Below are 20,283 nucleotides of genomic sequence, written 5' to 3' on the forward strand. Positions count from 1 at the left end.
CGTACGTACAGTGCTGTGAGAGGACGGCGGTTAGTCGCCGCCTCCTACTCGATTCTTTTTTGCTTTTGCGATGCTTTCTTTTCTGCCTTTGTATTGCTTTCTTACCTTCCTTTAGGAGGGATTGTATTCTTTTCCGGAAAGCTGTAATATAAAAGAGTTTTTAAGAATATTTCCGGGAAAAGGAAGCGCTAATGCATCATTTTTTTGTGTCGAAAGAAGAGATAGGGGAAGGGGAAATCCTTTTAAGAGGAGAGAACTTCCACCATTTACATAAGGTATTACGAGGGCAAATTGGGGAGAAAATCCTGATTTCCGATGGAGAAGGGGTGGATTATCAATGTGAAATTCAGTCCTTTTCGGAGGATGAGGCAAGTCTTTCCATTTGCTTTCGAGAAGAACCCCATGAGCTGCCTGCAAAACTTATCCTGCTTCAAGCCCTTCCCAAGGGGGATAAGATGGAATGGATTATTCAAAAGGCGGTGGAGCTGGGGATTTCCGCCCTGATTCCTTTGGAAAGTAAGAACACGGTGATGAAGCTAAAGGAAAAAAAGGAAGAGAAGAAAATCAGCCGTTGGCAAAGCATTATGGATGCTGCAGCGAAGCAGAGTAAGCGTTCCATTCTTCCGAAAATGGAAAACGGAATGGGCTGGAAAGAAGCCTTTTCCTATGTGAAGGATTGTGATTTTAAGCTTCTGCCCTATGAAAATGAAAGAGGCGTAGTTCCCACAAGAGAAATCCTCAGCAAGATGGAAGAAGCTGTGAAAGGGAAGAAAGATTGTTCCATTGCCCTTTGTATAGGACCGGAGGGAGGCTTTACCAGGGAAGAGGTGGAGGCAGCAATGGCGGAGGGCTTTCTTCCCATCAGTTTGGGAAAACGCATTTTACGGACAGAAACCGCAGCCATTACGGCATTAAGTCTGATTATGATGCAGTTGGAATATGCAACAACGGAGTAAGACCGGAAGGAGAAGAAGATGAGAAGTATCTATTTGGATAATGCAGCCAGTACCAAGGTATATCCGGAAGTGGCGGATTTGATGACCACTACCATGTTGGCAGACTATGCAAACCCGTCGGCAAAGCATAAGATGGGCGTGGAAGCGGAAGCCTATTATCGTGAGGCCAGAGAGACCATTGCAAACACTTTAAAGTGCAAGGAAAAAGAGATTATTTTCACTTCCGGGGGAACGGAGTCCAACAACACCGCCTTTATGGGAACCTGCTTCGGCATGGAGAGACAGGGAAAGCACATCATTACCTCCGCCATTGAGCATCCGGCGGTATATAAGCCCTTGGAGTTTTTAGAGCAGCACGGTTTTTCCTTAACCGTCCTGCCTGCAGATGAAAAGGGACATATCTCTCTTACAGATTTGGAAAATGCCATTCGGGAAGATACCATTATGGTTTCCATTATGACGGTAAACAACGAGATGGGAGCGGTTCAGGACATTTCCGCCATCGGAAAATGTATTAAGGCAAAGAATCCTAAAACCCTTTTCCATACAGATGCCATTCAGGCCTATGGAAAAATGGAGCTTCGTCCCAAGAGAGATATGGTAGACCTGCTTTCCGTCAGTGGACATAAGCTTCACGGACCAAAGGGCATCGGATTTTTGTACGTGGATGAAAAGGTGAAGCTCTCTCCGTTAATGCTTGGGGGAGGACACCAGAACGGTCTTCGATCCGGCACCTTGAATATTCCCGGTATTGCAGGACTTGGGCTTGCGGCAAAGCTCAGCTACAGTCATTTTAAAGAAAAGCAGGAAATGCTCTATCATTTGAAGGATTTCTTTATTGACGAATTGGAAAAAATAGAAGGGGTGACCGTGCATTCGGAAAAAGGGGAAGCATCTGCACCCCACATCGTTTCTGCAGCCTTTCAGGGCGTGAAGGCGGAGGTTCTGCTTCATGCTTTAGAGGAAAGAGGAATTTATGTCAGCAGCGGTTCAGCCTGCTCCTCTAACCACCCCGGAATCTCCGGAACCTTGAAAGCCATCGGACTAAGCCATGGTGACTTGGATTCCACCCTGCGTTTTTCCTTCTCCCAATATACGGAGAAGAGAGATTTGGAGGAATGTATCAGCGTTTTAAAAGAAGAACTGCCGGTTCTAAGGAAATTTTTTAAGGCATAAAAGAAAGGGGCTACAAAAATCTGAAACATTCGTCATGCAGTATAGGTCTACTATACTGCATATCAGTTTTGATATATCGGATTTTTTGTAGCCCCTGTTTTTTACTATTAAAAAGAGGGAAAGAAAGAAGGAAAGGGGTAGGCATGATTTGGCGTAAATATAGTATTGATACTACTGTTGAGGCGGAGGAGATTCTGGCCGCATTTCTTATGGAGGAATTGGGAATTGAGGGAGTAGAGTTTTCCGACCAGCTGGGGATTACCGAGGAAGAGGCGAAAACGATGTTTGTAGACCTTTATCCCGAGGGAGATGACAGTATAGAGGATGCCACCCTTTCCTTTTATGTGGAAGTGCTTTCTAAAGAAGATAAGGAAGGACGAAAGGAGGAGGTGGAAAAGGCCTTTTCCGACCCATTGGTGGATCATTCCTATACTTTGAATTCTTCCAACATTTTTACGGAGGAAGAATGCGATGAAATTCTCAGAGCATTGAGAGAAGAACTGGAAAATATGTCTTCCTACTGCAATATCGGGAAGGGAAGCATTAGCCAATCCGAAACGGAGGATAAGGACTGGCTGAATGCTTGGCATGACTTCTTCCATTCCTTTTCCGTGGGAGATTTTTTCATCTGCCAAAGCTGGGAGGAGGTATCGAAGGAAGCTGAGGGAAAAATCCTGCTGTCGGTAGATCCGGGCACAACCTTCGGAACCGGACAACATGAAACCACCAAGCTCTGCCTTCAGGCCTTAGGAAAATACGGAAAGGGAAAGGAAAGGGTTCTGGATTTGGGAACCGGATCCGGAATTCTGGGCATAGCTGCTCTCAAGATGGGAGCAAAGGAAGTATTCGCCACGGATTTAGACCCTCTATGTGAGGGCGCGGTGGAAGAAAATCTTTTGAAAAATACCCTCTCTAAAGACCAAATGACGCTTTTTATCGGAAATATTTTGGGGCAGGAAAAGGAAGAGCTGGCCTTTCGTAAAAGCTGTGAAGAAAAGCCCTTTTCTTTGGTTTTAGCCAATATTTTAGCGCCGGTTATCATTGCCTTGGCACCGGAAGTACCGAAGTTTTTGGAAGAAGGAGGAATCTTTATTGCCTCCGGGATTTTAGAAGAAAAGGCGGAGGAAGTCAGAAAGACCCTGAAAGCAGTGAAGGAATGGAAAATTCTGGAAGAGCTACAAGAAGGGGAGTGGCACGCCTTTATTTGCAGGAAAAAGTCATTTTAAGAGAAAGAGTCAGTAAAGTTTTATCATAAGAAAAAGTCAGTAGTTTTATTTAAACAAAGTAAAGAATATACAAATCTACCATCTATTTATTAACGCATACAGGGAGAAGCAGAAAGTGAGGTAGAGCTGTTTTTATGATTTATGATTGTCTAATCATTGATGATGAGAAAAGTTTGCTGGAAGCCACAAGTGAATATTTAAATTTGTTCGGTATCAGTACCGTTACGGCAGAGTCTGATGAGAGATGTTTTGAAGTTCTTTCTCGAGATAAGGTAAAGTTAATTTTGCTGGATATTAATTTGGGTGATGAATCCGGGTTTGAACTTTGTAAAAAAATTCGACAAATGACTGATGTGCCCATTATTTTCATCAGTGCACGTAGCAGTACGGATGATATGATTTTAGCCTTACATATTGGAGGGGATGATTATATACAAAAACCTTATTCCCTCAGCTATTTGCTTGCAAAAATACAGGTTTTCTTGAAAAGATATTATCCGGAAGATAAGTTAAACTGTGTGAATTTGGGAAAATGTGAGGTAGATGTAAAAAAAGAAGAATTATATATTGCCGGGGAAAGAATTAAATTGAAAGGAATGGAAAAAAAGCTACTGTTCTATCTTTTAAAGAATCAAGGCAGAACCATATCGAAAGAGGAATTATTTCAAAATGTATGGCAGGATAGCATTACCGGGGATAATACATTGAATGTCCACATTCGAAGACTAAGAGAAAAAATAGAGATAGACCCTAATGAGCCGCAAGTATTAAGGACTGTTTGGGGAGTAGGGTACGTATTAACTTTAGGAGAAGGATAATGAAAAAAGGATATCTCTATTTTCTACTAATTTTGATCCTTTCCTGGTTTGCCCTGGTATTTTTAGGCTTACCAATAATGAAGAAGCCAAAGGATTTTGCTGAAATAAATTATATCAGAAAGTCAGTGGAAAAAAACTGGGGGCATTGGGAAGACAGTGCTTTTCAAGATAGGAAAAGTGAGCTTTCATTCTATGTTATCAATGCGCAGGGGGATATTGTTTACGAATCCATGGTCACGAAGAGAAATGGACTGGAAGACTCTATAAAAAATAAAGATACGATTATAGATATTGTAAAAAACAAGAAAGTAGTGGGAAAGCTCATTGTTTTAAATGAAGACTATGAACGCTATGTTGAGTACAGTATGCGCATGAGAAATAGCTACGTACTGATTAATAGCGTATTCTTTATTATTATTGCAATCCTAGTATTTGAAATATGGAAAAAAATTCTTCAACCATTAGACCAATTAAAAGTTTTTGCAGAAAGAATTTCAGATGGAAATCTTGAGATGCCTCTCAGTATTCATAGTAACAATGCTCTTAGTACATTTGCCAATAGCTTTGATATTATGAGAGAGAAGCTTTTAAACGCCAAAATCAATGAGCAAAATGCTCTAAAAAAGAGAAAAGAGCTTATAGCCTCGTTAAGTCATGATATAAAAACGCCGATTGCTTCCATAAAAGCAACGACAGAACTTCTTGCGTTACAAGAGGATAACGCATCTAAAAGAAAAAAGATGATGATAATTATGGATAAAGCGGAGCAAATCAATCTTCTGGCTTCCAATTTATTGCAGTCTACATTAGATGAGTTGGAGGAAATGGAAGTTATTGTAAGAGAAGAATGTAGTGAAGTTGTAACAGATATTATTCGTAGTGCAGATTACAAAAACTATATTAGAGAAATATCCATTCCTTCCTGCATTATAAAAATAGACAAGAATCGGCTATTGCAGGTTTTCGATAACATAATCAATAATTCTTATAAATATGCAAATACGGAGATTGCTGTATCTTCCTGTTTTTTCAATCAGTACTTACGAATATCTGTTAGTGATTTTGGAGATTGCATTGAAGAGGACGAAATCCACTTGGTGGATCAAAGATTTTATAGAGGGAAAAAAGCCAAGGATTTTGCCGGTTCCGGATTGGGCTTATATATTTGCAAAAAGATTATAGATAAAATCGGCGGAAGAATTCGTTTTGATAAAATAGAGAATCAATTTTGTGTAACAATAGATTTGCCATTGGCGTAATCAGATGGATGATACTACAGGAAACTTTAAAAGGAAGACTTCCTGTAGTATTTTTTTGTTCGTACAGAGTAGTGCATGCAAAGCCTGTATTTTCAGTAGCATTTTAGAAAATGGAATAAAGCAAATCATGGGCATTATATAGTTAAGAATCATGATGAGTCAGTTAAGAATTGTTAAGGAAGAGGCAAAGACTGCTAAGATTTTGAATGATAAAATCAATATAGAAAAAGGGTCGTGCAAGTAGAAATGAAGCATGAAAGGAATGCAAAATGGTGAATCATGATAAAAATATAATCATTAGAACGGAAAAGCTCTGTAAAAGCTTTTCAACGAAAAACCATAGTGAACACATCTTAAAGAATATAGATTTAGAAATTTATGAGAGGGATTTTACTGTGGTTATGGGCGCATCAGGCTCCGGTAAGTCAACTCTTCTCTATATGCTTTCGGGAATGGATAGGCCTTCCTTGGGAAGAGTCTTCTTTAGAGATGAAGAGATTTCCGGTAAATCCAATAATGCGTTATCCGACTTTAGAAGAAATCACTGTGGATTTGTATTCCAACAGATTAATTTGATTCATAATCTTACGGTTCTGGATAACGTTGTGCTAAGCGGTTTGTTAAGAAATAAAAATAATGCTGAAGTTATGCAGAAAGCAAAGCGGTTGCTCTCAATGGTTAATATTGAAGAAAATAATTGGGATAAAAGTCCCTCAGAAATTTCAGGAGGTGAAGCACAAAGAGTTGCAGTAGTCCGTGCTGAAATCAATGAACCGGATATATTGTTTGCAGATGAACCTACAGGAGCACTGAACTCCGAATCAGGGTGCAGAGTTCTTGATTTATTAAGCAATATTCATCAACAGGGTAGAAGTGTCTTAATGGTTACCCATGACTTTAATGCTGCTTTAAGAGGAAATCGCATACTGTATTTAAAGGATGGAGTGATTTGCGGGGAGTGTAATCTGGGACAATATATAGCAGATAAGGATAAAGAAAGAATAAAACAATTGGATGGCTTTTTAAAGGAAATGGGATGGTAATGATGATAAAAAGAATATTACTTTTTAACCTTTCTAAAATTAAAAAAAATGTGTATGGATCTTTTGTCTTTGTTTTTTTGATTGCGGTGTCTTCTTTTTTGATAGGGATATCTTTTTCTATAGAAGATAGTTTTTCGGCTTTATTTGAGACTGTTTATGAAGCAACAAACAGTGCAGATTATAGCGCCATATTCCCCAGAGAATACTTAGAAAGTAAAAAAGGGGATATCGAGAGCTTTATTCAAAAATCAGAAATCAATACCGCTTATGAAACAGAAGATACTTTGATTTTCTTAAAAACAGCAATCTCTGTAGAAAATAAGGAAGAATTACAGGGTTCGTGGATTATACGGAATTTTGATAGAGACAATCTTTTATCTACTGTCAATCTTGTGGAAAAAATGGAGACTCAGCCGGAGAATGCCATCTTTGTTCCTTATCTGTGCAAGACCTTATTTGGTTTTCAATTAGGAGAAAATTTATCTATAAAATACCTTGGTGAGTATAAGACCTTTGTGATTACCGGTTTTACGGAGGATATTTTATATGGTAATCGAGGCGTTATGGCTTTTGATGTACCGGAGAAAACTTTCTCGGAATTGGAAAATTCTCTTGGAAATGAGAGCCGCAGTGCTTTATTATTGCTTAAGTCTGAAGATAAGCATTTAAAACAAAACTTTATCCCACTCATCAAAGAGGCGCCTTATGCAACGTATGCGGATATTGTTTCCGCTCGATACTCTATGCATTCTACATTACACGTATACAGTGTTGCGATACTTTTCTTTTCCATTGTGACGCTGATTGTGGTGTGTTTGGTAATGTATTTTAGACTTAAAGACAATTTTTATAAGGATTTTAAAACAATTGGGGTGATGAAAGCCCTAGGCATTAGTGATAGGGAAATTCGACTATCCTTTGTATTCCAATATATTTTCTTAGGGTTTATGGGAAGTGTTTTAGGGATTTTATTATCTGCTGTACTGGCATCCACTTTCATTCCCTCCATAACGGCAGAAAGCGGTATGAAGTGGGTAAATTCTTTTCATGTGATGAGAGGATTAGATATCCTACTGCTGAATCTAATTATAGTATTCCTATTTGCATTTCAAGCAACGGCTACCGTAAAGAAAATCACTCCGGTAGCAGCTATAAGAGGGCAAAGAGCTAATTATAATGGCGGAATCAGTCATTCATTTTTTGGGAAAATTCCATTATCCTTAGACTTTTTATCGGCTATCTATTTATTGATTAGTAGAAAGAAACAAAATGTATCTATATGCTTTATTGTTGCATTAGCGGTATTATCCTCTTCTTTTTTTATCACTTTATTTTCCAATATTGTTCAGAAAGAAGACGGTTTATCGCAAATCAGTGGTATGGAGAAATTTGATATTGTTTTAAAGCCCGGGGAAGAGGCAGATATTCAGAAGCTATATCAGAGAATATTCGATATGGATAACACCAAAGCAGTCATAAAATGCATAGGTCCCGGAGGGGGAGAAATCCTATGTGATAACAATGTAAGTGGAAGAATAACGGTTTATGATGACTATGAGAAATTGGAGAAGATAGGATTATATAAGGGAAGGTATCCTTTCTATGACAATGAAATTGCCATTTCGCTTAATCTCTCCAAGAGTTTAAAAAAAGGAATAGGAGATGTGATTTCAATTAGAAATGATTATCAAGAGCAAGCTCCGGAGGAAGAGTATGTAGTAACCGGACTGACACAAGGCAGCTATACCGGAGGACTGGATGTTTTCTTTAGCTATGAGGGTATCCTAAAAATAGAACCGGATGCAAGGTGGGAATCAATGTATCTGTATCTAAAGAATGACAGGGACATAGAGGTCGCGATATCGAAAATTCAATCTCAAATTGGGGATGAAAACATTTATATCGAAAATTTCAAAGAATTATTCAACGCTCAGTTTGCTTCGGTTATCGCCAATGTAAAGGCGATTCTCCTCTGGGTACTTTTCGTAAGTATGTTTATTACGCTAACTACTGTGATTTTACTGGTAAAGACAGTAGTTTTAAATAACGAAAGTGATTTTGCTGTGATGAGAGCAATAGGCTTCACAACGTATCAGATAGCAAGGCAGATTTCTATGAGTATCCTGCCGATTTTGACAATGGCTTCCTGTATAGGATATTTATTATCCTTGTTATTTACCAATAGAATTTTGGTCCTTATGTTACAGGGAATGGGGATTTATGATTTGCGATTTAGTCTTCCTAATGGATATATACTTTGTTACGCAATAATCCTTATTCTATCATCTTACTTCCTGTCCATACTCTATGTATGCAGGCAGAGTAAGTATTCTCCTAACTATATTATTAATAGAGGGGAGTAAAAAATTGTTTATAAGCTCTTGAGTAAATATAGTTAACATTAAAGAAAGGGGAAGCAGTAAAAATGTAGAAAAAGACGATTTCTTCCTTCCGATATAGGGCTAAAATAGGGGTAATCTGAGCCCGCCGGTACTTACTGAAAGCGAGCCGAATCGAAGCTTGAAGTTAGTACCGATGCGTGGCGAGGTTAGCGAGAGCGTGCCCCAATTTAAGACCTATATCGGAAGGAAGCCTTAAACATGACTTTTCTTACATCCTTTTTTATTCCGAAGGCTTATCTTTCCGCATTAAAATTGCCTCTGCCTCATTGATGGCCTTCTCCACCATTTCCGCAACAATGGGCGCCAGTTTTTCCTCTGATTTCCGAATCTTCTCCGGAATCGGTTTGGTAACGGGGTGCTTTGCCACGAAGATGGTACAGCAATCTTCGTAGGGTTCAATGGAGGTTTCGTAGGTTCCGATTTCCTGAGCCACATCCACGATTTCCTGCTTATCGAAGGCAATCAAAGGACGGTAAACCGGAAGGGTGCAGACTTCATTGGTACATACCAGACTTTGTAGAGTCTGGGAAGCCACCTGTCCGATGGATTCACCGGTAATTAAGCCGATACAGTTATTTTTATAGGCCAACGCCTCTGCAATCCGCATCATATAGCGACGCATAATAATGGTAAGCTCTTCATGGGGACAGTGCTCATAAATAGCCAGCTGAATATCCGTGAAATTTACCACGTGAAGCAGTATGGGGCCGGTATAGGTGGAAACCTGCTTTGCCAGGTCCATAACCTTGATTTTCGCTCTTTCACTGGTATAGGGGGGTGCATGGAAGTAGGTGGCTTCCAGTAAGGCACCGCGCTTTGCCACCTTGTAGCCCGCAACGGGAGAGTCAATTCCTCCGGAAAGCAGCAACATGGCTTTTCCGTTTGTACCCAGGGGCATTCCGCCCAGTCCGGGAATAATTTTTCCGTAAATGTTCATATACTGACGGATTTCCATCCGAAGCTTCACATCCGGCTTATGCACATCCACGCGAGCATTGGGGAAGGCCTCCAAAATGCTGTGGCCAAGTTCCTGATCCAGCTCCGGAGAGGTCATGGGATAGGACTTTTCGGCTCTTCGACTTTCCACCTTGAAGGAAACATTGCTGTCGCCATAGGCTTCTTTAAAGTAGGAAAGAACTGCATTTTCCAAAACGGAGAAGTCCGGACTTAAAGGCACCTGCACCATGGGTGCAATGCCGGCAATACCGAAAACATGGCGAAGGGCATCAATGCACTCCTCATAATCGTAGTCCTCGGACTTTACATTGACATAGATTCTTCCCCGTTCCCGGCTTACGGAATAGCTTCCGCTGGCCCGCTTTAATTTCATCCGAATATCATGAACCAGGGCGTCCTCAAAGACATAACGGTTTTTTCCCTTGGTGCCGATTTCTGCATATTTAATCAAAAATGCTTGGTATTGCATAATTCTCCTTCTTTACATAAGAAAAGTGCATGAAACCATGCACTTTTGAAAAGCCTTGTATATCTTCTTTCTTTCCGTTAAGATACAACAGTTAAATGATGTAAGGAGCCAGGTGGGATAAAATATCCTCCATCTCTCCATCATCAGCATGAATGTTCAAGTCGATGGGCTTGGAAAGGTCTAAGGAGAAAATTCCCATAATAGACTTTGCATCAATTACGTAACGACCGGAAACCAAATCGAAGTCCACATCAGAGTAATGAACCAACTCGTTTACAAAGGACTTAACTTTATCAATAGAATTTAGCGAAATACGAACCGTCTTCACAGCATACCCTCCTTTAAAATTGATAAGTTTATTGTAGTAATGAACGATTTTAAAGTCAAGCGAAAGCCGTGAAAGAACTGTAATTTTAGAAAGAGGATAAAAATGAATTTAGCAGGACTGCGCTTTGCCATGCACAACTTAGGCTGCAAAGTCAATTCGTATGAGACAGAGGCCATGACCGAAGCGATTTTGCAGGAAGGAGCCAGGCTGGTGGATTTTACGGAGGAGGCGGACATTTACTTGATTAACACCTGCTCCGTGACCAATATTGCGGACCGAAAATCCCGGCAAATGATTCATCAGGCTAAGCAGAGAAATCCGGAAGCCATCGTCATCGCCACCGGCTGCTATGTGGAAGGAAAGCAGGAGGAGCTGAAAGAGGATAAGGGCATTGATATTCTTATCGGAAATACCGGAAAAGGCAGGGTGGTAGAGCTGATTAAGGCCTATCGAGAGGCTATGCTGGAAAATGATGCAAGTCCCATGGAGCCCTTTTCCCCGGTGCGGGAGGAGGGAGAGTACGAAAATCTCTTCCTTTCCAAGCCGAAGGATAAGAGCAGAGCCTTTGTAAAGGTGCAGGACGGCTGTAATCAGTTTTGCACCTATTGTATCATCCCCTATGTACGGGGAAGGATCAGAAGCCGTAAGGAAGAGGACTGTCTGGAGGAGATTTGCCATTTGGCAAAGGAAGGTTTTCAAGAGGTGGTGCTTACCGGCATTCACCTGTCTTCCTATGGATTGGATTTTGAAAATCTTTCCTATGAATATGCCAGCAGAAAGGCGGAAACGGGAGAGGCTTTACTCCATTTGATTTCTGAGGTGGGAAAGATTCCCGGTATTCAAAGAATTCGTTTGGGAAGTCTTGAACCTAGAATTATTACGGAACGCTTTTTAGCAGGTTTAAAGGAAGTAGAAGCAATCTGCCCTCATTTCCACCTGTCCTTACAAAGCGGTGCGGAAAAGACCTTAAAGGAAATGAATCGTCATTATACGAAAGAAGACTTCAAAAAGGCGGTAGAGGATATCAGAAGAGTTTATCCCTTGGCGGCCATTACTACGGATGTGATTGTCGGTTTCCCCGGAGAAAGGGAGGAGGATTTTCAGGAGTCTCTTACTTTTTTAAAGGAAATCTCCTTCTATGATCTCCACGTATTCAAGTTCTCCAGAAGAAAGGGGACGAAAGCAGACGAAATGAAGGAGCAGATTCCGGATAATATCAAAACAGCCCGTTCCAAAGAGCTTTTGGCACTGGCTTTGGAAGACTCTAAGAAATTTAGAGAGAAATTCTTAGGAAAAGAAAGCTCCATCTTAATAGAAGAAATTCGAGAGATTGAAGGAAAATACTATTACACCGGATTTAATAAAGAATATATCCGCTATATTCTGCCGGTACAGGATGAACTCTTGGCAGTGTTCGAGAAAGACAAAGAAAAGCAAGAAGAAAGAATGGCCCTTTTAGGAAAAGAAGCTATCGGAAGCATTAGAACGGTAAAAGGCTTAGAACTGAAGGGAGAGATGATTTTAGCAGAGTGAGAAGAGCAGGATGTAAAAAAATGATAATGCTTTCCGTCAGTATAGGTCTGTAGCGGGGCACGCTCCCGCTAAGCTCGCCCTGCAGGGGTTCTAAGCTTTTAAAAGACAAAAGCCAAGAACCCGCGGGCTCACATTACCCCCGCTTCCAGACCCATACTGCGAAAAGCTTGCTTAAATCATGTTCTTTACAGCATGCTTTTTGAAGAATGGATTGGGGGAGCTTAGTCTAATATTTAGAGCCAACAAACCTATAAGTTTAAATTCTATTATTCCAATATTCAATTCCCTTAAGGGCTTCCATTCAACCACTCCTCCCCGAACAAGGAGGGGCGATTTCTCAGGCTTCTGACTTTTGACATTTGTCTTAGATTCAAAATTTTTTTCAATTTTGTATTTTGGCATATTGATTCTATTACTTTTTTATTCAATGCATTCGGCTCGCTTTCTCGGTATAGGGCTTATGACGGGGGCAATCTGAGCCCGTCAGTACTTACTGAAAGCGAGCAAGGCGAAGCTTGAAGTTAGTACTGATACGTGGCGAAGTTAGCGAGAGCGTGCCCCGGAATAAGTCCTATATCGGAAAAGCGAAATCCATCAATTCTTATAGAAAAAGAGGAAGAAAAATGCGGAAGTCGGAAGCAAAAAATCCTCCCCTCCTTGTTCATCAGAAATTCACAAAGTTCTTCATAAAAATTCTTGACACATCCTTCCATTAGCGGTATATTATGACCATGTGTTAGCACTCAATACACATGAGTGCCAACAAAGCCAAGAAAGGAGGGAAAGAGTTCTGTGGATCAGAGAAAGGTGATTATTCTCACCACGATTATAAAAAACTATTTGGAAACCGGAGAGCCGGTAGGTTCTCGTACCATCAGTAAGTTTTCCGGTTTGAATCTAAGCTCGGCAACCATTCGTAATGAAATGAGCGACTTGGAAGAGTTAGGGTATATTATACAGCCTCATACATCTGCAGGAAGAATTCCCTCAGATAAGGGTTACCGCTTTTATGTAGACCAGCTTATGGAAAAGCAGGAGCGGGCCTTGTCCGATGTGAAGAGTTCTATGTTTGCCAGAATGGAACGACTGGAAAGTACCTTACAGGCTTTGGTAAGAAACATTGCCAGTGACACCCACTACGCGGCCTTAGTATCCGGCCCCAGTATGCAGAAGAATAAAATCAAGTTCTTGCAGCTTTCCTTGGTGGAGAAGCAGAAGGTCTTATTCCTTCTGATGTTTCAGGGCAATATTGTAAAGACCATTACCTTGGACATTCCGGAGGACTTGGAGCAGGCTGCCATCCTCTCCTTAAACCTTTTGTTAAATGATGTTTTAGCAGGGTTCTCTGTGGAGGAGCTGGGGGAAAAGGATATTCGCTCTTTAATGGATAGAACGCCTTATAAAGCGACCATGGAAACCGTACTTCGGGGAATGCAGGAGCTTTTGCATCCCGAGGAGGAAGAGGTGGAGATTTATACCTCAGGCGCCACCAACATTTTCAAATATCCGGAGCTTACCGATTCGGAAAATGCTTCCAAGCTGATTTCCGCTTTAGAGCGGAAGGAAGAGCTGGCAGGTCTTCTGAAAGACAACGAGTCGGAAGAAAAGGATGGAAACATTCAGGTTTATATCGGAAAGGAAAGTCCTTTGGAGGATGTGACGGATTGTGCAGTAGTTACCGCTAAGTATCACTTGGGTAACGGAATGCAGGGCACTCTTGGCGTCATTGGACCGAAGCGAATGGATTATGAGAAGGTTTTAAAAACTTTGACAAAACTGATTCAGGATATGGAACGAAGTTTTTAAATAGAGAAAGGAGAGACTTGTGGCAGAAAATACAGAGCAGCAAGGGATGGAAGAGGAGCTTCATAAGGCTCAGGACGCATCTGCAGAAGTTGATAGGGAAGAGAATGCAGAGGCTGCTTCCGAAGAGACTTCCGGAGAGGAATCCGTGGAGAGTTCTCAGGCTGTAGAGGAAGGAAGCTCCGAAGAGAATCCGGAACTTCTCCAATTAAAGGATAAGTACCTTAGAACCTTGGCGGAGTATGAGAACTTTAGAAAGCGCTCCGAGAAGGAAAAGGCACAGATGTTTGAACTGGGAGCCAAAAGCATTATCGAAGCCCTGCTTCCGGTGGTGGACAACTTTGAAAGAGCTTTAAGCCATGTGCAGGAAGAGGAAAAGGATTCCCCCTTCGTGAAAGGTATAGAAGGGATTTACAAGCAGATTCAGAAGATGTTTGCCGATTGCAACATTCAGGAAATCGAGGCCCTCGGTAAGAAGTTTGATCCGGCTTTACACAATGCGGTGATGACGGAGGAAGAGGGAGATGCGGAGGAAGATACCATTACCCAGGATCTTCAGAAGGGATATACCTATCGGGGAAATGTGGTTCGACACTCTATGGTAAAGGTAAAGAAGTAGGTGCTTAAAGTAATACAACAGATAGTAAGGCTATAAAGCCTGAGACATGAGCATATCATGTAAGAGTTCTAAAATAACGTTAGTAAGAAAAAGTTTTTAAGAAAAACATTTTTGTATATAGAGAAAAAGGAGAGTAAAGACTATGGGAAAGATTATTGGAATTGACTTAGGAACAACCAACAGCTGTGTAGCAGTTATGGAGGGCGGAAAGCCCGTTGTTATCCCCAATGCAGAGGGTATGAGAACAACCCCTTCTGTAGTGGCATTTACCAAGACCGGAGAGCGTCTTGTGGGAGAGCCTGCAAAGAGACAGGCGGTAACCAATGCGGAGAGAACCATTTCCTCCATCAAGAGACATATGGGTACAGATTACAAGGTATCCATTGACGGAAAGGATTATACTCCACAGGAAATTTCCGCTATGATTTTACAGAAGTTAAAGGCGGATGCGGAGAGCTATTTGGGAGAAAAGGTAACCGAGGCGGTTATTACCGTTCCTGCTTACTTTAACGATGCTCAGCGTCAGGCAACCAAGGATGCAGGTAAGATTGCAGGTCTTAAGGTAGAGCGTATCATCAACGAGCCTACAGCGGCAGCGCTTGCTTACGGTTTGGAGGATGAATCCGAGCAGAAGGTTATGGTATACGACTTAGGTGGTGGTACCTTCGATGTATCCATCATCGACATCGGAGACGGCGTAATCGAAGTATTGTCCACCAACGGTGATACCCATTTAGGTGGTGATGACTATGACGATCGTATTACCAAGTGGTTGGTAGACGAGTTTAAGGCTGCAGAGGGGGTAGACCTTTCTCAGGATAAGATGGCTTTACAGCGTTTGAAGGAAGCGGCTGAGAAAGCAAAGAAGGAGCTTTCCTCCGCAACCACTACAGATATCAACCTGCCTTTCATTACAGCTACAGCAGAAGGTCCAAAGCACTTGGATATGAAGCTTAGCAGAGCAAAGTTTGAGGAGATTACTGCGGATTTGACAGAAAGAACTGCCCTTCCCGTACAGAACTCCATGAAGGATGCAGGACTTAGCAACGCTGATCTTGGAAAGGTACTTTTGGTTGGTGGCTCCACCAGAATGCCTGTTGCTCAGGAGAAGGTAAAGCAGCTTACCGGAAAAGAGCCTTCCAAGAACTTAAACCCTGATGAGTGTGTTGCCCTTGGTGCAGCGGTACAGGGTGGTAAGATGAGCGGAGAAGAGGGAGCAAGCGATGTTCTTCTTCTGGACGTAACACCGTTAACTCTTTCTATCGAGACCTTAGGCGGAGTGGCTACTCCTCTTATTAAGAGAAATACTACCATTCCTACCAGAGCTTCTCAGGTATTCTCTACAGCGGCAGATAATCAGACTGCAGTAGACATCCATGTTGTACAGGGTGAAAGAGAGTTTGCAAGAGATAACAAGACCTTAGGACAGTTCAGACTGGACGGTATCTTACCGGCACAGCGTGGTGTTCCTCAGATTGAAGTTACCTTTGACATCGATGCCAACGGTATCGTAAATGTTTCCGCTAAGGATAAGGGAACCGGTAAGGAGCAGCATATCACCATTACCTCCGGATCCAACATGTCCAAGGAGGATATTGATAAGGCGGTAAATGAAGCTGCACAGTTCGAAGCAGCGGATAAGGAGAAGAAGGAAGCTATCGAAGTAAGAAACGGAGCAGATTCCATCGTATTCCAGACCAAGAAGGCTCTTACCGATGTGGGAAGCCAGATTAGCGACAGCGATAAGGCAACTGTAGAAGCTGACTTAAAGGCATTAGAGGATATTCTTGCAGCCAATCCTTTGGAGGGAATTACCAAGGACGGCGCAGAGCAGATTAAGGCAGCCCAGGAGAAGCTGATGCAGTCTTCTCAGGCACTTTTCACCAAGGTGTATGAGCAGGCTCAGGCAGCAGGTGCAGCCGGTGCCGGAGCGGCAGATGCAGGAGCAACTGCTTCTGAAAGTCAGAACGGCAACGCTGACGATAATGTAGTCGACGGAGACTTTAAGGAAGTGTAATTCGAAATTTTCCGGGGAAGACAGGCTTAAGCCTGTCTTTTCCTGGGATTTAAAGGAGAGGAAAATATATGGCAGAAAAGCGTGATTATTATGAGGTGCTGGGGGTAGATAAAAATGCCGATGATAGTGCCATTAAAAGAGCCTATCGAAAGTTGGCAAAGCAGTACCATCCGGACTCTAATCCCGGAGATGAAAGTGCCGCAGAGAAATTCCGGGAAGCTTCGGAAGCCTATGCGGTATTGTCCGATCCGGAGAAGAGAAAGGCCTATGATACCTATGGCCATGCGGCCTTTGATGCGAATTCCGCTGCGGGAGCAAGCTCCGGTTTTGGCGGTTTTGATTTCAGCGGCATGGATATGGGAGATATTTTCTCCGAGTTTTTCGGGGGAGGCTTCGGTTCCTCCTACGGTTCTTCCCGCAGAAGATCCAATATGCCGGAAAAGGGAGCCAATATTCGTGTAGGACTTCGTATTTCCTTTGATGAGGCTATTAAGGGTGTAAAGAAGACCATTAAGATTCGATATAAAGATACCTGTAAGACCTGTAACGGCTCCGGAGCAAAGCCGGGAACGGAAAGACAGACCTGTCCCCGTTGTAACGGTGCAGGTCAGGTAAGAATGACTCAGCAAAGCATCTTCGGTACCATTCAGCAGGTAACCACCTGTCCGGAATGTCACGGAGAAGGAACAGTGGTTAAAGAAAAATGTCCGGATTGCCGTGGAGAAGGTTACATCAACACGGAGAAGAGCATGGAAATTGCTATTCCTGCGGGAATTGATGATGGACAGGCCATTCGTAAGTCCGGAGGCGGAGATCCCGGAAGAAACGGCGGCCCCAGGGGAGACTTACTGGTAGAGGTATCCGTTAGCGATCACCCCTTCTTTAAGAGACAGGGCGTAAATATTTACTCAACAGAGGCCATCAGCTTCCCCAAGGCTACATTGGGCGGAAGCACCATTGTAAAGACCGTGGACGGACCGGTGGAGTTAAAGATTGCTCCCGGAACCCAGTCCGATACCAGAACCAGACTACGGGGTAAGGGCGTTCCATCCTTACAGAACCCCAACGTTAGAGGCGACCACTACGTAACCTTAGTAGTAGAAACCCCGAAGAAATTAAACAAGAAACAAAAAGAAGCCCTGAAAGCCTACGCCGAAGCCTGCGGAGAGAAGGTAGACTAGCAAAAATTCATAAGAGCACAATTTCCGTAAATTCACTAATACATTCTTCCAAACTGACGATATTGATTAAAGCGGAATCATGGAGGAGAGTAACTCCTACCATTTCACGAGAATTTTCCTGAGATAGAGGAATGACAATTTCAAGGAGGAAGAATGGAAAACACACAGGAAAACGGGTTAAGCCCAAAGGAAGCTGCTGTTAAGACACAGGCAGGCGGGGGCCAGGAAAAGCCGGGCTCCAAGGCTTTTAAGAAAGCTCCGGGAGTAAAGCCGGGACAGAAGGCAAAGGCTGTAAAGGGTAAAAGGAGAAGCAGCCTGGCAGGAAGAATTTCTGCATTGGTTTGCGTATCCATGTTGGTAGTCTTTGTGCTGGCGAACATTGTTCTGCTGAAGGCGGTAGGAAAATCCTTTGATAAGATTAATCAGGATTACTTACTTTCCACTACAGCGATGAATGTGGAAAAAGCCAGAAAGTCCATTACTTTAGCGGAGAACGCTGCAAGGGCAATCAGCGAGCACTTGGATGAAATGTATAACGAAACCGATAACGGTGCGGCAACAGTTCCCAGTCTTTTAAAAGACACCGTTCACTTAAGTGAAAGAAGATCCTTTGAAGAAAAATATTTACTGGATTCTGTTTGGGAAATGATTCGTCATGATGAACACATTATGGGTGCGGGCGTTTTCTTCGAGCCAAATGCGTTCCAGCAGGGTGAGCCGGAATACGCTATGTATTTAGGAAGAGATAACGGAGATGAGAACAAGCGTTTCTACAAGTTCCTGGACTACAAATTCTATGGAAACGGAGCGGAAGAATATTATACCAAAGCTTCTCAGGAAAAAGTCAGTCATGTTGTAGATCCCTTTGTATCCTCTATTACCGGAGAGACCATCTTCGTATTGGTTGTACCTATCCTTCATAATGACCAGTTTATGGGAACGGTAGTAGTTGACTTAAATGTTAAGATGTTTGATTCTCTGGGAAAAGATAAGTCCGGAGAAGGTGCTAAGACCTTCTTTGATGTTATCAATAAGGATGGTAAGTTCGTATATAGCTCCAATCCTGATGCGGTAGGAAAGAATCTTGCAGAATATGTTGGAGAAGAGACCTTTAAGAATGACATCCAGAGCAAGTTTGACGGAGAGAGTATCTTCCACATTCAGGACGGTCACCGCATTCGTTACTTTGCACCGCTCACCATCTATGGAACAGACTGGTATGTGCAGTCCGCAATGAGCTTAGACCTTTACAACCAGGGTAAGAACCAGCTCTTTGTTGCTTTGGCTGTTGCAGAAGTTGTTTTGTTTATTCTTTTACAGGTAATTCTTTTCACAGCACTGAAGAAGTCTCTTAGTCCTCTTGGAAAGCTGGCAGAGGAAAGTGACAAGCTGGCAGAGGGTAACTTTGACATTAAGGTTTCCTATGCCCAAGAAGATGAAATCGGTCGTCTGGTAAAGAGCTTTAACAATATCGTAAAGCGTTTGACCTATGTGGTATCCGATTTACAGGCGAAGCTTGGAGCATTTGCTCAGGGAGATTTCGGATCTGAAATCAAAGAAGATGAGAACTATAAGGGAGATTTCCGTCCAATCTTGAACTCTTTGCAGGAAATTTCCACAAGCTTGAACAGTACCTTGAAGAACGTACACACTTCTTCTTCCGAAGTAAGCAGCAGTGCGGAACAGGTAAGCAGCATGGCCCAGAGAATTTCCGAGGGTACTACCAAGCAGGCTTCTTCCATTGCAGAGCTTTCCAAGACTATGGAAGATATTACAGAACAGATTCGTCATACTACAAAGCAGGCGGAAAAGGCACAGCAGCTTGGTGTTGTCAGCGGTTCTCATGTGGAAACCAGTAACCAGAAGATGACTGACATGCAGGGCGCTATGGAAGAAATCACCGAGAAGTCCAAGGAAATCAGTAAGATTATTAAGACCATCGATGATATCGCTTTCCAGACCAATATCCTTTCCTTAAATGCAGCTATCGAGGCGGCAAGAGCAGGAGAGGCAGGAAAGGGCTTTGCGGTAGTTGCGGATGAAGTCGGAAACCTGGCTAAGAAGTCTCAGGAAGCGGCTCAGAATACTTCTCTTCTGATTGAAGAGACCATTGGTGCAGTACAGAAGGGTGCTAAGTTCACCGAGGAAACTGCGGAAGCTTTACATTCCGTATCCGAGAGTACAAACCAGGTGAATGATTTAATCGGAGAAATTTCCAAGGCTTCCGAAGAGGAATCCTCAGGCGTTAGTCGCTTGAGTGACGGTCTTCAGGAAATCTCCGCTGTAGTGCAGGAGAACTCCGCAACAGCAGAGGAAAGTGCAGCAACAGCAGAGGAATTATCCGCTCAGGCTAACCTGATGAATGACCTTGTAGATAAGTTTAAGGTTAGATAATAGAGGGATCTGTTTATCGACATAAGCTTTAGCTTAAGATTATAAAATGGAGCATAGAGAAGGGCATTATTGCCTCTACTCTATGCTCTATTTTTTGTATAT

General features: G+C 42.4%; 16 protein-coding genes. 13 read left to right on the plus strand and 3 right to left on the minus strand.

The annotated features are described in order from the left end of the window. Positions 1–191 precede the first annotated feature (191 nt). The 7 genes from RYO92_RS06815 to RYO92_RS06845 all read left to right on the plus strand — a co-directional run bounded on the left by RYO92_RS06815 (position 192) and on the right by RYO92_RS06845 (position 8,841). Positions 192–956: a 16S rRNA (uracil(1498)-N(3))-methyltransferase gene (locus tag RYO92_RS06815; protein ID WP_315369895.1), complete on the plus strand. Its 765-nt coding sequence runs from the start codon at positions 192–194 to the stop codon at positions 954–956. Between the two features lie 18 nt (positions 957–974). After that, a complete protein-coding gene (locus RYO92_RS06820; protein WP_315369896.1) occupies positions 975–2,132 on the plus strand; it encodes a cysteine desulfurase family protein in 1,158 nt (385 codons plus the stop codon). A 143-nt stretch (positions 2,133–2,275) separates the two neighbouring features. Beyond that, a complete protein-coding gene (prmA, locus tag RYO92_RS06825) occupies positions 2,276–3,358 on the plus strand; it encodes a 50S ribosomal protein L11 methyltransferase (RefSeq protein WP_315369897.1) in 1,083 nt (360 codons plus the stop codon). A gap of 134 nt (positions 3,359–3,492) precedes the next feature. Then, entirely contained in the window at positions 3,493–4,176 is a 684-nt protein-coding gene (locus tag RYO92_RS06830; RefSeq protein ID WP_315271265.1) for a response regulator transcription factor, read from the plus strand. Next, positions 4,176–5,435 (plus strand): HAMP domain-containing sensor histidine kinase, encoded by a 1,260-nt coding sequence (locus RYO92_RS06835; RefSeq protein WP_315365225.1) that lies wholly within the window; start codon positions 4,176–4,178, stop codon positions 5,433–5,435. Before RYO92_RS06830 ends, RYO92_RS06835 begins: the two co-directional genes overlap by 1 nt. Positions 5,436–5,704: 269 nt before the next feature. Next, positions 5,705–6,478: an ABC transporter ATP-binding protein gene (locus tag RYO92_RS06840; protein WP_442945631.1), complete on the plus strand. Its 774-nt coding sequence runs from the start codon at positions 5,705–5,707 to the stop codon at positions 6,476–6,478. A gap of 563 nt (positions 6,479–7,041) precedes the next feature. Next, positions 7,042–8,841 (plus strand): ABC transporter permease, encoded by a 1,800-nt coding sequence (locus tag RYO92_RS06845; protein ID WP_315369899.1) that lies wholly within the window; start codon positions 7,042–7,044, stop codon positions 8,839–8,841. A 259-nt stretch (positions 8,842–9,100) separates the two neighbouring features. Here RYO92_RS06845 and thiI read toward each other — a convergent pair whose 3' ends face one another. Together thiI and RYO92_RS06855 are read right to left on the minus strand one after the other, a co-directional pair. Continuing rightward, positions 9,101–10,306 (minus strand): tRNA uracil 4-sulfurtransferase ThiI, encoded by a 1,206-nt coding sequence (thiI, locus tag RYO92_RS06850; RefSeq protein WP_315369900.1) that lies wholly within the window; start codon positions 10,304–10,306, stop codon positions 9,101–9,103. A gap of 91 nt (positions 10,307–10,397) precedes the next feature. After that, on the minus strand, positions 10,398–10,634 hold the full coding sequence (locus tag RYO92_RS06855) for an HPr family phosphocarrier protein (protein ID WP_183684154.1): 237 nt from the start codon (positions 10,632–10,634) through the stop codon (positions 10,398–10,400). 102 nt (positions 10,635–10,736) lie between these two features. Here RYO92_RS06855 and mtaB point away from each other — a divergent pair, with 102 nt between their 5' ends. After that, a complete protein-coding gene (mtaB, locus tag RYO92_RS06860; RefSeq protein ID WP_315369901.1) occupies positions 10,737–12,167 on the plus strand; it encodes a tRNA (N(6)-L-threonylcarbamoyladenosine(37)-C(2))-methylthiotransferase MtaB in 1,431 nt (476 codons plus the stop codon). A 171-nt stretch (positions 12,168–12,338) separates the two neighbouring features. Here mtaB and RYO92_RS06865 read toward each other — a convergent pair whose 3' ends face one another. Beyond that, complete coding sequence (locus RYO92_RS06865) at positions 12,339–12,569, minus strand: hypothetical protein (protein WP_315369902.1); 231 nt, start codon at positions 12,567–12,569, stop codon at positions 12,339–12,341. Between the two features lie 390 nt (positions 12,570–12,959). Between RYO92_RS06865 and hrcA the strand changes: the two genes are divergently transcribed. The 5 genes from hrcA to RYO92_RS06890 all read left to right on the plus strand — a co-directional run bounded on the left by hrcA (position 12,960) and on the right by RYO92_RS06890 (position 20,181). After that, on the plus strand, positions 12,960–13,973 hold the full coding sequence (gene hrcA, locus RYO92_RS06870) for a heat-inducible transcriptional repressor HrcA (protein ID WP_315369903.1): 1,014 nt from the start codon (positions 12,960–12,962) through the stop codon (positions 13,971–13,973). 19 nt (positions 13,974–13,992) lie between these two features. Then, complete coding sequence (grpE, locus tag RYO92_RS06875; RefSeq protein WP_315369904.1) at positions 13,993–14,589, plus strand: nucleotide exchange factor GrpE; 597 nt, start codon at positions 13,993–13,995, stop codon at positions 14,587–14,589. Positions 14,590–14,731: 142 nt separating this feature from the next. Then, entirely contained in the window at positions 14,732–16,606 is a 1,875-nt protein-coding gene (gene dnaK, locus RYO92_RS06880; RefSeq protein ID WP_315369905.1) for a molecular chaperone DnaK, read from the plus strand. Between the two features lie 68 nt (positions 16,607–16,674). Beyond that, on the plus strand, positions 16,675–17,787 hold the full coding sequence (gene dnaJ / locus RYO92_RS06885; protein ID WP_308579647.1) for a molecular chaperone DnaJ: 1,113 nt from the start codon (positions 16,675–16,677) through the stop codon (positions 17,785–17,787). Positions 17,788–17,940: 153 nt separating this feature from the next. After that, complete coding sequence (locus RYO92_RS06890; protein WP_315369906.1) at positions 17,941–20,181, plus strand: methyl-accepting chemotaxis protein; 2,241 nt, start codon at positions 17,941–17,943, stop codon at positions 20,179–20,181. Positions 20,182–20,283 lie beyond the last annotated feature (102 nt).

Source organism: Oribacterium sinus, assembly GCF_963553175.1.
GTDB classification, from domain to species: Bacteria; Bacillota; Clostridia; order Lachnospirales; family Lachnospiraceae; genus Oribacterium; species Oribacterium sinus_B.